This is a genomic window from Clostridium pasteurianum DSM 525 = ATCC 6013, assembly GCF_000807255.1.
Classification (GTDB): domain Bacteria; phylum Bacillota; class Clostridia; order Clostridiales; family Clostridiaceae; genus Clostridium_I; species Clostridium_I pasteurianum.
Genome location: NZ_CP009268.1, coordinates 3,075,186 through 3,090,369 on the forward strand (window position 1 = coordinate 3,075,186; position 15,184 = coordinate 3,090,369).

The window sequence follows — 15,184 nt, forward strand, 5'->3', positions numbered from 1 at the left end:
AAATTTTCTGTTAGTTCTCATTTTTATTTAACTTGCACTTTCCTTTTTAGAATCTAAAAATAGTACTTCTTCTCCTATTACTTCTGTTACATATTTTCTATTTCCATCTTTTGTTTCATAACTTCTTATCTGGAGTCTTCCGCTAATACTAAGAAGTCTTCCCTTTTTCATATAATTGCATACAAGTTCTGCGGTCTTACCCCAAACCACTACTGGAACAAAGTCAGCTTCTCTCTCCCCTTTTGCATTTATAAAGTTTCTGTTTACTGCCACTGTAAAATTGCATACTTCTCTTCCATTTGATTCGATATGTTTTAATTCAGGATCCCTTACCAATCTTCCTACCAATAAAACTTTATTCATACTCTTCCTCCATAATATTTAAATTAATATCTACATTATGGACATATTTTAAATTCGTATACAAAATTTCTCAATCATTTTCTATTTTAATTAAATTATTATTTAATTATCCTAATTGTTAAACATAAAAAATCTATTGAACACAACTAAAATGTATTTTTAAAGCCTTTTCCATGCACTTCAGCAGCATCGAGTATTGACATAAATGCATGAGGATCTATTTCATTTACTATATGTTTCAATTTTGGCACCTGTGATAGAGAAACTATACAATATATTACCTTAATTTGTTTCTTTGTATAGTAACCTTCTGCATAAAAAATGGTAGAAGACCTGTTAAGATCACTTTTAATTTTCTCATTTATTTCTTCATCCTTCTCTGTTATTATAAACATCAGTTTTCTTCTATCAAAGCCTTTGATAGCCTTGTCTACTGTATAGGAAACTATATACATAGACATTAGCGTATATAATCCTTTTTCCAATCCAAAAAATACAGAACCAACACATATTATTAATAGATTTATAATAAAATTTATTTTTCCCACATCATAATCATATCTTTTTCTCATGATTACAGAAATTATATCTGATCCTGCCAAAGAACCGTGGTTTCCAAATATTATTCCCATGGCTATTCCCTGGAGAACTCCTCCATAGATACCAGATAGTAAAATATCATTTAAGTGAAAATAACCAGAAATATTCCTAGTTAATATCAAGAAAGTAGATTGAGCTAAAGTTCCCAATATAGTTAATATGGTAAATTCCCTGTCTATTTCTTTTATACTCAATATAAACAAAGGTATGTTAAGCAATATTATAAAGTATCCTGCTGGAATACCGCTGAGATATTGTATGATAAGAGAAATACCACCAATACCTCCACTTAAAAGTTTAAAGGGTATAAAAAACATATTTACTGCTATGGCAGAAATAAAACTACCTAGTAGTATTAAAAATATACTTTTAATTGTCACAAACTGGTTCTTTGTCAAAAATCCTTCCTCCCATATACTATTTATCATCTCTCACCAAGTTTCAAATTTGGTACCGCATTAAAATCTAAAGGTGCAGTAACTCCTTTAATATATTCAAAATAGGCTGCACTGCCTATCATAGCCGCATTATCAGTACAAAGCACTGGTTCTGGAAACAATATATTAATATTTTTTCTTTTTCCTTCTTCTATCATAACTTTTCTAAGAGCAGAATTTGATGCTACTCCTCCTGCGATAGCTATCCTGTTCACCTTTTTTATTTCACAGGCTTTCATAGCATTATCTACCAAAAAATCTACCACTGCCTTTTGAAAGGAGGCTGCTACATCGGCTTTATTTATTTTTTCCTTCTTCATTTCCATCTTATTAAGATAATTAAGCACTGCTGATTTAACTCCACTGAAGGAGAAATCCAAAGATTTTTCATGAAAATTTGCTCTAGGAAACTTAATTGCATTCTCATTTCCCTCTTTAGAAAGTTTATCTATTTTAGGGCCTCCAGGATATCCAAGTCCTATGGCTCTTGCCACCTTGTCATAGGCCTCTCCTGCAGCATCATCCCTTGTTTGTCCCATAACCTCAAAATCACCATAATTTTTCATGTAAACTATAAAAGTATGACCACCGGACACTACAAGACACACAAAAGGGGGCTCTAAATTTTCATACTGAATAAAATTTGCGCTTATATGACCCTCTATGTGATTAACTCCTACAAGTGGCTTACCTAAAGAATAGGCTAATCCCTTTGCATATTGTACTCCAACCAGCAATGCTCCTACTAATCCCGGTCCATAAGTAACCCCTATGGCATCAATATCCTCAAAAGAAATTTCTGCTTTTTTTAAGGCCTCTTCCACTACTGCACTTATTACTTCAATATGTTTTCGTGAAGCTACTTCTGGTACAACTCCACCAAATTTAGTATGTATATCTATCTGTGAAGATATTATATTTGACAATACCTTTCTTCCATTTACTACTACTGCTGCAGAAGTTTCATCACAACTGCTCTCAATAGCAAGTATTTTTATATATTTATCCATACTACCACCTTCCTTTATCTATGAATTTTCCTATTCCTTTTAGTTTATCAGAAGTTATTAAAACTTCTCTTTTACTCTCTATAAATTGAATTAAATTCTCAGATTTAAGTACAGTAGTTGAACCTCCCTGTACTTTCAAATTTATATATTTATTATTATTAAAAACAACGATAGAATAAATTGGCATAACCTTAAAATCTGAATGTCTAAAAAAATTCTTAATGGCGTTCACATGTCCTCTAGACTGTCTGCAGGGATTATAAAATCTCTTTTCGTATTTAGTCCCTCCTTTTCCTATCTTTATCTGAATCCATTCGCTATCTTCTTCTCCCCCAATGATTGTTCCAGTCATATTTTTTGTTTCAATGCAAAATATCCCATAAGTGGATAACACCAAATGATCTATTTGTGCCCCTTTTTCTTTCCCACCTATTATAATGTCATTGTATACTATATATTTATTGCTTAAATTGCATAATAATTTTGATACTGCCTTTTCTCCTTGAATACCATACTTATATATTTTGCTTCTATTGTGAAAATGAATAATACCTATAAAAGCTACAACAAAAATTATTAAAGATATATAGATATTCTTATAATAAACATAAGCATACACAGAAGCTATACATGTCAAAAAGGCAACAATTTGAAAAATTAAATTTTTAATCCACTTAATGTTTAATGAAGTTTCTTTACTTTTTATAATTGCCATATTTTTCTCCTATTATATAATTATAAATGGGATTTATTTATATTAATTTTCTAATAACAAACCAAATAAGATTATAACGCAAATTCAAATAAAATGCACCGTTAAGCATAAAAATATAATAGATTATTGATAATTTTACTATTAATCTAAAATCCACATAAATTTCGAACATATATTCTTATCATTATTTAAATATGCTATAATAATTTTGTACAATTATTAAATTATAAAAATTATTATATTCTTTGTTTAAAGTAATTTTATTGGATAATTATATAATCTTGTATTTATTAATCTTTGTATAAACTATATCTAGGGGAGTAATTAATGAACAATTGTCATGCAAAAGTAATAGTAAATGGGTCTCCCATTTCAAAATCAAATTTTAAATTATTTAATGTACAGGGAAGGGCTATTTTACCTTTTAATTCTGGAAGATATCACGACAGATATGCCCTTTATGAAGAACAAATAGCCTATGCAGCAAGACTACAAAATCCAAATGTTACATTGTCAGAAGCTCTAATTGCAGTTTTGAAGGTCTATTATAAAAGTAAAAAAAGGCATCCTGACACAAACAACATAACAAAAAGTATATTTGACGGTATAGAAAAAAGCGGTCTTATAATAAATGATGCTCAAATAAGAAGACTTATAATTGAAGAATTTTATGATGCCGAAAATCCAAGATTTGAATTGGAATTATTCGGAGAAAGTAACTACTGCATAGATTATGATGTAGTAAAAAAGGATATTCCAGATGAGCCTATTATCTATTCTCCTCCACCCAATAAAAAAAGAAGTTTTGGAACTTCCAATATGAATAATAAAAAAGCATCTTCTGGAAAAACTATATGTGCCTTATGTAATAAAGAAATAAATCCCTGTAATTGTATTTCTGCAAATAATGGCAAAATGCTTATATGTAAATCCTGCTTTAAAAAATTATTTTAAAAGGAGTAAATTTATGAATAATAAAGAAATATTTATGAGCCGCATTAAGTCTTTTGAAACTGAAGAAATAAAGTGCCGTAAAAATTATAATATTATTGGCAGTCTAAGACTATTGGCTTTTATAGTTACTTTGGTATACATATATCTTCTTATAAAAAACGTAAGTATATATTCTTTTATAGGAACTATTGTCTCACTAATAATCTTTGTATTTTTAATAAAATCTCACAGTAATATATCTTCCAAATTGAATAAAATAAAAAATCTCATATCTATTAATAAAAAATATGTAGATAGAATAGATGGAAATTGGGCAAAATTTCAGGACTTAGGTGAGAATGCATTATATCTAAATCATCCTTATGCATCAGATTTAGATATATTTGGAAAGAGTTCTTTATTCCAATTAATTAATACCACTAATACTTTTTTAGGCAGAAAAAAATTAATCAATCTTCTTAATAAAACTGAAAATAGGGATTCAGCCAATATAATTAAACGCCAAAATGCCGTTAAAGAGCTATCAGATAAAATTGAATTCTGTCAAGAACTTGAATCAGAAAATAATTCTAATAAAAAAAATATGAAAGAGCCTTCTTCACTTTTAAACTATGCAGAAAATACAGATAGTTTGTTTAAAAATTCATATATTAAACCTTTAGTAAATTTTATGCCTATTTTTTCTATATTGTTTTGTACTGTAACTTTTATATTTAATATAAAGCCATTTTATTATGTAATAGCTGTTATTTTTATAATACATGCTATTATGAACTTTATCAGCTATACAAATATATCTTCCACTTTAGATTCTGTAGAAGGTTTTAATGATGATTTGCACTCTTATGCCAATGCTCTTAAACTTATAGAAAATGAAAACTTTAACGATAAGTACCTAAACAAATTAAAAGACAATCTATTTTTTAAAGACAAATCCTCCTCAAAGATTATGGGAGAGTTGACTACAATTATTAATAACATAAACCTAAAACATAATTTCTTAATTTACTTTGTTCTAAATTTATTAGTTTTTTGGGATTTTAGATGTCTATTTGCTCTTGAAAACTGGAAAGTTAAATATGGTAAACTTATATCTAAATATCTAGATACTTTAGCTGATTTTGAAGCTATTTCTAGTTTATCAGTACTCACTCATCTAGATACAGAATACAGCTTTCCAAACTTTACAAGAGAAAATTTGGTAGTAAAAACTGAAGATTTAGGTCATCCTTTAATTAACAGTGAATCTCGTGTCAATAACAGCGTATCCATGAAGGATAACATATTTATTGTTACAGGTTCAAATATGTCAGGTAAAACCACTTTTTTGAGAACTATAGGAATTAACCTTGTTTTAGCCTATGCTGGAGCCCCTATTTGCGGGAAATCTATGGAATGTTCCCTTATGGATATCTTTACTTCCATGAGGATAAATGACAATTTAATGGAAGGCTCTTCTACTTTCTATGTAGAGCTTATGCGTATCAAAAAAATAATTGATAACCTTCCAAAAAAGAAATCTATGATTTTTCTTATAGATGAAATATTTAGAGGTACCAATTCCAAAGATAGAATCATTGGAGCAAGAAGTGTGCTGAAAAGCCTTGATAAACCCTGGGTATGCGGCTTAATATCCACCCATGATTTTGAACTATGTGACCTTGAATATAATAATGAAACCAAAATTAAGAATTATCATTTTTCAGAAAGTTACAGTGAAAATAAAATACATTTTGATTACAAGCTTAGAGAAGGACGCTGTAATAGCACTAATGCAAAGTATCTTATGAAAATGGTAGGTATTGATATATATGAATAGTAAATAAAATCAATATACATAAATAACTTTAAAGGAGATGTTTTCCGAAATGCACCATCTCCTTTAAGTTATTTATTATGCCAATATCTGAATTTCACTTCCCAGTGAAACTTCTTTTATTTCTTTATCTTCTAAATATAAGGTTCCTTCCAATGCTGCCTTTGTGCTACCATCAAATTTAAGGCATATATGACCAAGATCTCTTAAATTTTTATTTACTACATCACCTACAGCAGTTATTTTATAATCTATTCCATCTATTTTTAAAGTATATCCTTCTTTAATGTCTTCTTTCAAATCATTTATACTATGCATTACACAATAATCTGCCAACTCATCTGGAGCATTATCCTTAAACAATATTATCATTTTTTCAGGATAAAATCCTTCTACTAATGGTCCAATACTTGTTACTTTAGTATTATATACTAAACTCATTTTACATACCCCCCATATTATAAAACTAATAATTTCATTGTAAACATTTACCTATCGATCATTATAAATCTTTTTATTATTTAATTTCATGTAATTATGATTCTAATTTTAAAAATTATTTTACATATAATCCAAAACTTGCAAGCCATGCTATCAATACCGTTGTGGGACCAGTTAAAAATCTGGAATATAGCACTGAAGGAACTCCTACCTCTACAGTTTCTGCTTCTGCTTCTGCAAGTCCAAGTCCAACAGGTACAAAATCACAACCTGCTTGTGAATTAATTGCAAATAATGCTGGCAAAGCCAATTGTGGCGGTATATTTCCCTTACCTATTTCAACACCAACTAAAGTTCCTATAACTTGAGCTATAACTGCTCCAGGTCCTAAAAATGGAGATAGAAATGGGAATGAACATACAAGTGACATTATTACAAGTCCAGGCACTGTTCCTGCTAGAGGTGACAAAAATTTAGCAAATACATCTCCTATTCCCGATTTTACTATTATACCTATAAGCATACATACAAATGCCATAAATGGAAGGATAGTTTTTATTACAGTATCTATAGTTTCACGCCCAGCTTGATTTAATACTCCAACTAAAGAACCTACAGCCATTCCTATTCTACCCATCAAACCATTGCCGGATTGTTGTGAAATCTTTTTATTTGTATCATATTTACTTTTTTTATCTTCCTTAGTTTCTTCTTGTACTATTTTACTTTGTGATACAGCCGTTTCAGTATCTCCTTCGTATATCTCTATAGTTTCAGGTTTTACTGAAGAAACATATATATCCGCTTTAATATGCTGTGCTAAAGGTCCACTTGGACCTGATGGCATTATATTTAATGTAGGTATTCTCTTTTGAGGATATATCCCACATCTTAAAGTACCTCCACAATCAATTACAACACAAGCAATTTCATCATCTGACACCTTTGTTTTAAATCCATCTACTAATTCACATTCCAATAATTCTGCTGCTTTAGTCGCTACTTCCGGTGTATGACCTCCTGTAATGTAAACTACTTTATTCTTCTTATCCGTTGGTGTTATAATTAGAGGTCCCCCAAATCCACCGGATCCAGCTTTTACTATTATTGATTTATATTCACTCATTTCCTATTTCCTCCTCTGTAAATCTAAAATGATAGAGTATCTTTTAATTTTACTTTTTGCTGTCTTTCAACAATTGATGTTGTAAAATCTGTTATCCATCCTCTAAAAAAATTCGTAATTACACCAACTAGAAAATATCTTAATGCCAAATCTGTTGTTGGTAATCCTAATTTAGTTATACCTGCTGCTATACCTAAGAATACAAACAATTCACTTGGATCTACATGTGGAAATAATCCATTCATTGTATGGCAGGAAAAAGAAGCTGCTGCATAATAACTTGGTTTGTATCTCTCTGGCAAAAATTTCCCTAGTGATAAAGTCATTGGATTACAAAAGAAGAATGTACCTATCACTGGTAATATAAGATATCTGGTAATAGGATTTTTTGCTGATGCCCTGGCTAATTTTTCAATTCTTTTTTCACCAACAAATCTAATAATTGCGTTCATTGCAACGAGAAGCATAATTAGTGTTGGAACAATTCCAGTAACCATTCCAACAAAGTTTTTTCCCCCTTCTTGAAATAATCCTATAAATCCTTGGGCTAAGTTTGTTAAAATTTCCATAATACTTCGACCTCCTATTTAATCCTTATAGATAAATATTTAAATTAGTTCTCTCCCTCTAAAAGATAATTTTTATAACTTTCTATTCCATTATCTACAGCCTTAATAGTCCATTTATCCATCCCTTTTAAATTACTAATATCAATTTTAAGTAGATTCATATTCTCAATAATTTTTAAAGATCTCATTCTAGCAAATACAGATATCCCTTGCATTTTTTTGGCTTTTATGATATTAGAATTTTCATCTATAGCCATTAACACAATAACACCGGCTCTTACTTTTCCTTTATTTTTACCAATAACTACTTTTCCTAACTTTCGCATCTCTTTAAAATATCTATTAAAATATTTTATTTGGTAAATTCCAAGAATCATTTGTCCTATCCATGCTGCCACTACTGCTACAAATATTAACCACATTTTCTATCACCTCATCTTTATATTTTAGCAATTTTAGCATTTTAAAATACTTATATACCTGTTATACCTCTGTAATTTACTTTAATACGAATGGTATTTGTCTATTCTTTTTAAACGTTTACTTTTATTATAATGATAAAAAACATAAATTGCACTTATGTTCATATTTTACTCAATTGTTATATTGTAATTATATAGCTCATTGTAAAACTTTTCAATACAAATTTAAATTTTTTATCATTTTTCTTATTAGCCTCTAGTTTTACCCCCTGCTATATTATAGGTTACTCCATGAATATAACTTGCTCTGTCAGAAGCAAGATAGCAAACTAAATCTGCAACTTCGCTTAATTTTCCTGATCTTCCAAGTGGTGTTGTGGATGTTTTACTATATCCAGCTCTCAAATCATCTACTGTAATACTGCGTGTATAAGCTAGTGCTGTTTCATACTCTATCGTTCTAAGGCCTGTAGCTTCAAGTATACCAGGTGCTACGCCTACAACTCTTATCCCTTTTTTGCCCAATTCTTTTGCCCAAGATCTAGTAAAAGAATTTACAGCATTTTTAGTTGCTGCATAAATACTTTGACCTTCTGATCCTTCAAGTCCGCTTTCCGAGGACATATTTATTATCACCCCTGAACCCTCCTTAAGCATATCTCTAACCACTGCTTGAGTACAGAAAAATACACCTTTTTGATTGACATTTACAATTTTATCAAAGACAGATTCACTTAATTCATATTTTCCCTGAGGTTCTTTATCGTCTACTAATAATCTTGGAATATTAATTCCTGCATTATTTACTAAAATATCAATTTTACCAAAGTGTTCTTTTGATTTAGAAACCATTTCATTGACACTTTCAAAGCTTGCTACATCTGTTTTTACATATAGTGCTTTTCCACTATTTTCTTTTATCTCGAATTCTGGTACCTTTGAACTCATATCTGCTACTACTACATTTGCACTATTATTTAAAAATTCTTCAACAACTGCCTTACCTATTCCTGATGCTCCTCCTGTAACAATCACTGTTTTATTTTCTAATTCAAGCCATGTTTTTGACATAATTATACATCCCCCTAACAATTTAATTTATAAAGATCAGCAAATTTATTTATCACATTTGTGCATATATAAGTCATTTGTTTATCTTTAGTGCTATTATAACTCCATATGTATACATTTTCAATAGCATTTTTATAATTTTTTATTTTTTTGCAAAATTTAATATCATTAAAATTAATATAACAAAATTGTCTTTTATATATTTTTTAACTATCACCAAAAAATATAATAAAAAATGCATCTGCACATGTTTTATAACATATACAAACGCATTTTTTATTTTACGAAATAAAAATTTAATTAGGATACTATTATCACACAATTTTAATATAAAATTATAATATAAATTGCAATTAAAATTATATATTTAATAACTGATCTCTATTTAAAGCAAATATAATTTATTTATTTAATCTTTCTTCTAATTTTTCCCTCATAGATTCATATCCAGGTTTTCCAAGAAGTGCAAACATATTTTTCTTATAAGCTTCTACCCCTGGCTGATCAAATGGGTTTATCCCTGATAAATATCCACTCATACCACAAGCCTTTTCGAAGAAATATACAAGATATCCAAAATAATATGCAGTCAACTCTGGAACATTAATTACTATATTAGGCACACCACCATCATTATGTGCTAAAACAGTACCTTCAAAGGCTTTTTTGTTCACATAATCCATTGTCTCTCCAGCTAGAAAATTTAATCCATCTACATTATCAGTACTTTCATTAATTGCAATATTTTTTCTGGGATTTTCAACATTGATTACAGTTTCATATATATTTCTAAGTCCATCTTGAATATATTGTCCCATGGAATGTAAATCTGTTGAAAAATCAACTGCTGCTGGGAATATTCCCTTTCCATCTTTTCCTTCACTTTCACCATATAACTGTTTCCACCATTCACCAAAGTAATGCAGACATGGTTCATAGTTAACCAATATCTCTGTAGTTTTGCCTTTTCTATATAAAGCATTTCTTGTTACTGAATATCTATAAGCATCATTTTTCTCTAATTCTGGTATACTATATGCTTCCCTTGCAGTAGCTGCCCCCTTCATCATTTCTTCTATATCTATACCTGCAGCAGCAATAGGAAGTAAGCCCACCGGTGTTAAAACAGTAAATCTTCCTCCAACATCATCCGGAATTACAAAAGTTTCATATCCTTCTGTATCTGCCAAAAATTTTAAAGCGCCTCTTGCCCTATCGGTAGTGGCATATATTCTTTCTTTAGCACCTTCTTTTCCATACTTTTTTTCCAAATAATCTTTAAAAATTCTAAAAGCTATAGCTGGTTCAGTAGTAGTACCAGATTTTGATATGACATTAACAGAAACATCTTTTCCCTCAATAGTTTCCAGTAAGTCTACCATATATGTGGAGCTTATATTATTTCCCACAAAATATATATTAGGAGCTTTCCTCTTATCCTTTGAAACACTATTATAAAAAGTATGTAACAGCATTTCTATAGCAGCTCTAGCCCCTAAATATGATCCTCCAATTCCTATTACTATAAGTACATCTGAATCATTTCTTATTTTTTCTGCTGATTTTTTTATTCTTTGAAATTCTTTCTTGTCATAATTAACAGGAAGATCGATCCACCCCAAAAAATCATTTCCTTGGGCTGTTTTACTGTGGAGCATTTTATGTGCTTCTGTTACAATTGGCTGTAAATACTGAATTTCATGTTCCTTTAAAAAAGAAGAAACATTTGTTAAATTTAAAGATAATGTCTTATTCATATTACATCCCCCTTTTATTTTGATTGGTAGTGATTAATTTTTAGCTCATCCTTAAAAAATTTTATATTTTCACATTTGTGCATATATAAAATTTTGTGATACATTCGTTTTCATTATACCTTACCTTATTTTCTATTTCAATAATATTTATATGATTAGATAAATAAATAAACTGTCAATAAAAAATCATTTCATTTTTCATTGGCAGTTCATTATTTCTATTATCTATAGATTAATAGAAATAAAAATTTACTTATACTATAACGCTACTAATTCTTTATACTTATCCTCTATTTTATTTACTAAAAGATCCTCCTCTTTTAATCCGGTTACATCACAAATTGTATTATCAATTCCCTTTTCAGATATACTCTCCTGTATCTCTTTAGCTTTCTCATCTTTATTGTAATTGAATAAAAATCCTGCTGCTATTCCATACAAAATGTTATCATATTTCATATTCAGGTTATAACAAAGCTTAAGTGGTGTTATAAGTCTATCCTTTGAAGATAATTTTCTTACAGGGTCACGACCTACACGATACAATTCATCTTGAAGATAAAAGTTTTCAAATCTCTTTATTAACTTTTCAGAATATCTGTTTAAATCTTCTATATTCAAATTGTGTTTCTTGCTCAATGCCTGTATAGCCTCTTTGTGGAATCCTATGGCAATATTTCTTATAAATTTATCTTTTATAGCTTCGTGTATATATTTATATCCTCTTAGATATCCTATATAGGCAGTAGCTGCATGAGCTCCATTTAACAAAAATAATTTTCTTTCCAGATAAGGCTCTAGATTTTCTACATAATCTGCCCCTTTAATATTTTTATTAATTTTAACACTATTTTTTTCAATATCCCATTCATAGAAATCTTCTACAGCCACATCTATAGGCAATTCTTTCTTTATTTTTACATTTGGAACAATTCTGTCTACTGCGCTATTAGGAAATCCAACATATTTTTCTACATAGTTCTTAAAATCCTCACTAACTCCATCTAATATTGATTCCTTTAAAATATTAGTGGCAAATAGTGCATTTTCACATGCAATTATATCTAATGGCTTATTTTTTCCTTGTTTAAACCTTTTCACTAAAAGGTTGCTTAATAATTTGCCTGTACTCTTTAGATTATTGGCACCAATAGAAGTAGTAATCAAATCAGTTTCCAAAATGATTTGTTCCAACTTTTCACTATCATTTAAACTTACAGCCTTAACATTATCAATTTCTTCTTCACTCTTAGAATCACTTAAAGTTATAACCTTATATTTTCTGTATTTATTTATGTTGTCTACTAGAAAATCTGATATATCAACAAAAGTAATATCATAATCTGACTTTGATAGTAAGTACCCAATAAATCCTCTTCCTATATTACCTGCTCCAAAATGAACTGCTTTCATATTACATTTCCCCCTCATTTATAATTGATATAATTTCTTCTGCTGTCTTTGCATTTCTAAGCTTTTCAACATTTTCTTCATACTGAATTGTTAAGGCTATTTTAGATAATATCTCCATGTGCTCATCACCTTTTCCAGCTATGCCTATTACTACATAGGCAATATTACCAGAACCAAAGTCAACTCCTTTAGGATACTGTGCAATTACTATACCTGAATCCAATATTTGTTTTTTGTATTCATTCATACCATGAGGTATAGCCACACCATTTCCCATATAAGTAGTTACTTCTTCCTCTCTAGCTTTCATACCCTCAATATAATTTTCCTTTACATAACCATTTTCCACCAAAAGTTTTCCTACTCTTTCTATAGCCTCATTCTTTGATTCTGAATTTACATTTAATTGAATATTTTCTACTCCTAAAACTGTTTTTATCATTTTAACTCCCCCTCATCATTTCCTATATTTATTAATTGTTTTCTGATGTCTATTAAATTACTGGATTTTAAATTTTCTATAAATTCTTTATTTTCAATCAATGCAATACTTATCCTGCCTAAAAATTGAAGTATATAATTGCTTTCTTCATTTCTTGCAATCATTACAAGAAAAGTATTTACACTTTCTTTAGAAAAACCTATACCTTGGCTGATAATTGGTTCTTTCACATGATAAACTCCTACAAAAGGAACTGTTAGCTCTTGAATTCTAGTATGCAGCAGAGCTACATTTGTTCCCTGTACCACTATATTTCCTTTCTCTTCTCTTTTTAAAATAGCATTTCTTAACACTTCTTTATCTTTTATTAAACCTAAATTTTTGATATCATCTACCACAAAATCTACTAAATTTTCAATAGTATTTGCCTTTGTAGTCTCTACCTGTAAATTTTTAATTATTGTATTTGCTGTCTCATATTCATTATCTGTTACTGTACTTAATTGCATATCAATAAGTTCATCATTGTTAGTTTCATTAGTGACTTTTAAATTTAAAATAAATTCATTAATTTTTTCTATATCTTCTTTTATCATAAAAGGTGATACTACAATTACTTTTTTTATCTCAGGTGCTAATTTAATTGGTACAGTAAATAAAATCAAATCATATTCTCTGTCTTCTATATATTTATCTATGTGATGCAGAGCTTTTATAGATATATTACCAATATCAGGGAATATAAACTTTATCTTACTTTCCAATATCCTCGCAGATCCAATACCTGACGGACATACAATTAATACATTGAGTTTTTTTAATAAACTCTGTTTTCTTTGCAATGCAACATCTATATGCAAGGTTATATATCCAACCTCTTCCTTTGGAATTTTAAGATTATATCTTGAAAATACTAACCGGGAAACATTATTTACAACATTAAAGAGTTCAGAATAATGCTGCTCTATCTCATTGGTAAGGGGATTTATTACTTTTAATCCTAAATTTAACGCATTAAAAGTTCGTCTGAAATGCTGTGACAAGTCTTTTATAAGTTGTTTGTCATTTTCTATAGATACATTTATTTTTGAGGAGATTCCTTGAATAATTTCTTTTGATATTACTTCATAATCTATATAAGAAGAACCATCATCCTTATTAAACAAAGATTTATAATCTGTTAAATTAAACCACATATAAATTAATTCATCTTCAATTAAATTTACATTATTTTCTTTTAGTATCTTGTTAAAATTTTGAATTTTTTTATAGTCTCTTAACATCATTGTGTCTTTCTTTAATTTGTCCGGTAGATGTATTTCGTCTTTATTTTCTTCTTTCTTTATAGCCAATAGCATTTGAATAAATAATTTTAAATATTTTATATCATTTAAATCAAATTGTGATAGATCTACACTTGCTAAAATTTTTCGTCCTAAATCAGTTATATTTTCCCCAAAAATCATATTAAACAAAAGTTTTATATTTTGGTCAAATTTTTGTTCATACAGAAAAGCAAGCAATTCCTCATAGGGCCTGTATTTAAAAATCAAATCAATTAATGCATTTCTTTTGTTCCATTCAGATCCTTCAATAATAATACCTATATTTCTGTTTCTAATAAGGCATAATTTTTTAGATACGGCCCACTTTGCAATACCATCTAAATCAAGACTTATACTTCCAAGCACTACATTAAACTTATTACTGTAATAGGATGCCTTTACTGGTTCTTTATTAACTAACAGTTCGCAGGCAATTATTATCTGTCTCTGTTCTCTATTAATAAGCCATTGTAGTGGAACTGAGCTGAGCGATTCTTTAAGCTCTTGAATTTTTTCTTTATTTCCTGATACAATTAAAGATGAATTATTGTCATAATATATACTTAAATGATATTTTCTAAGAAACTTATTGATAGAACTAATTTCTCTAAGAATAGTTCTTTCACTTATCTCCAATTGTTTATGAAGATCATCTAAACTAATTGTTTCCTCATTTAATATTTTATTTAGTGTAAATTGTTGTCTAGTGGTAATGCCTTCCAT

15 protein-coding genes are annotated in these 15,184 nt (G+C 29.0%); 2 read left to right on the plus strand and 13 right to left on the minus strand.

The genetic code is table 11. From position 1 onward, the window contains the following. Positions 1 to 27: 27 nt before the first annotated feature. The 4 genes from CLPA_RS13945 to CLPA_RS13960 all read right to left on the minus strand — a co-directional run bounded on the left by CLPA_RS13945 (position 28) and on the right by CLPA_RS13960 (position 3,125). The gene (locus CLPA_RS13945; RefSeq protein WP_003443117.1) at positions 28 to 363 is read right to left on the minus strand and encodes a single-stranded DNA-binding protein; all 336 of its coding nucleotides are present in this window, start codon (positions 361 to 363) and stop codon (positions 28 to 30) included. Between the two features lie 146 nt (positions 364 to 509). Beyond that, positions 510 to 1,391: a YitT family protein gene (locus CLPA_RS13950; RefSeq protein WP_003443118.1), complete on the minus strand. Its 882-nt coding sequence runs from the start codon at positions 1,389 to 1,391 to the stop codon at positions 510 to 512. Continuing rightward, entirely contained in the window at positions 1,388 to 2,410 is a 1,023-nt protein-coding gene (gene tsaD, locus CLPA_RS13955) for a tRNA (adenosine(37)-N6)-threonylcarbamoyltransferase complex transferase subunit TsaD (protein ID WP_003443119.1), read from the minus strand. The genes CLPA_RS13950 and tsaD overlap by 4 nt, the downstream gene beginning before the upstream one ends. Position 2,411: 1 nt before the next feature. Then, on the minus strand, positions 2,412 to 3,125 hold the full coding sequence (locus tag CLPA_RS13960) for a nuclease-related domain-containing protein (RefSeq protein ID WP_003443120.1): 714 nt from the start codon (positions 3,123 to 3,125) through the stop codon (positions 2,412 to 2,414). Between the two features lie 327 nt (positions 3,126 to 3,452). On the opposite strand from CLPA_RS13960, the gene CLPA_RS13965 reads away from it, so the two are divergent. Both CLPA_RS13965 and CLPA_RS13970 read left to right on the plus strand, forming a co-directional pair. Continuing rightward, positions 3,453 to 4,079 carry a RusA family crossover junction endodeoxyribonuclease gene (locus CLPA_RS13965; RefSeq protein ID WP_003443121.1) on the plus strand — a complete coding sequence of 209 codons (627 nt, stop codon included), beginning with the start codon at positions 3,453 to 3,455 and terminating at the stop codon, positions 4,077 to 4,079. A 13-nt stretch (positions 4,080 to 4,092) separates the two neighbouring features. Further along, a complete protein-coding gene (locus CLPA_RS13970; RefSeq protein WP_003443122.1) occupies positions 4,093 to 5,898 on the plus strand; it encodes a MutS family DNA mismatch repair protein in 1,806 nt (601 codons plus the stop codon). A 75-nt stretch (positions 5,899 to 5,973) separates the two neighbouring features. Here CLPA_RS13970 and CLPA_RS13975 read toward each other — a convergent pair whose 3' ends face one another. From CLPA_RS13975 to CLPA_RS14015, 9 genes are all read right to left on the minus strand, one after another. Then, complete coding sequence (locus CLPA_RS13975; RefSeq protein WP_003443124.1) at positions 5,974 to 6,336, minus strand: PTS glucitol/sorbitol transporter subunit IIA; 363 nt, start codon at positions 6,334 to 6,336, stop codon at positions 5,974 to 5,976. Positions 6,337 to 6,451: 115 nt separating this feature from the next. Beyond that, the gene (srlE, locus tag CLPA_RS13980; RefSeq protein ID WP_003443125.1) at positions 6,452 to 7,462 is read right to left on the minus strand and encodes a PTS glucitol/sorbitol transporter subunit IIB; all 1,011 of its coding nucleotides are present in this window, start codon (positions 7,460 to 7,462) and stop codon (positions 6,452 to 6,454) included. 23 nt (positions 7,463 to 7,485) lie between these two features. After that, positions 7,486 to 8,031, minus strand: coding sequence for a PTS glucitol/sorbitol transporter subunit IIC (srlA, locus tag CLPA_RS13985; protein ID WP_003443126.1), 546 nt, complete (start codon positions 8,029 to 8,031; stop codon positions 7,486 to 7,488). Positions 8,032 to 8,075: 44 nt separating this feature from the next. Continuing rightward, a complete protein-coding gene (locus tag CLPA_RS13990) occupies positions 8,076 to 8,453 on the minus strand; it encodes a transcriptional regulator GutM (protein WP_003443127.1) in 378 nt (125 codons plus the stop codon). A gap of 249 nt (positions 8,454 to 8,702) precedes the next feature. After that, positions 8,703 to 9,524, minus strand: a complete 822-nt coding sequence (locus tag CLPA_RS13995) for an SDR family oxidoreductase (RefSeq protein WP_003443128.1) — start codon at positions 9,522 to 9,524, stop codon at positions 8,703 to 8,705. A 401-nt stretch (positions 9,525 to 9,925) separates the two neighbouring features. Then, positions 9,926 to 11,281: a glucose-6-phosphate isomerase gene (locus CLPA_RS14000; protein ID WP_003443129.1), complete on the minus strand. Its 1,356-nt coding sequence runs from the start codon at positions 11,279 to 11,281 to the stop codon at positions 9,926 to 9,928. Between the two features lie 258 nt (positions 11,282 to 11,539). Next, positions 11,540 to 12,694, minus strand: a complete 1,155-nt coding sequence (locus CLPA_RS14005) for a mannitol-1-phosphate 5-dehydrogenase (protein WP_003443130.1) — start codon at positions 12,692 to 12,694, stop codon at positions 11,540 to 11,542. Position 12,695: 1 nt separating this feature from the next. Further along, a complete protein-coding gene (locus tag CLPA_RS14010; RefSeq protein ID WP_003443131.1) occupies positions 12,696 to 13,136 on the minus strand; it encodes a PTS mannitol transporter subunit IIA in 441 nt (146 codons plus the stop codon). Then, complete coding sequence (locus CLPA_RS14015; RefSeq protein ID WP_003443132.1) at positions 13,133 to 15,184, minus strand: BglG family transcription antiterminator; 2,052 nt, start codon at positions 15,182 to 15,184, stop codon at positions 13,133 to 13,135. The genes CLPA_RS14010 and CLPA_RS14015 overlap by 4 nt, the downstream gene beginning before the upstream one ends.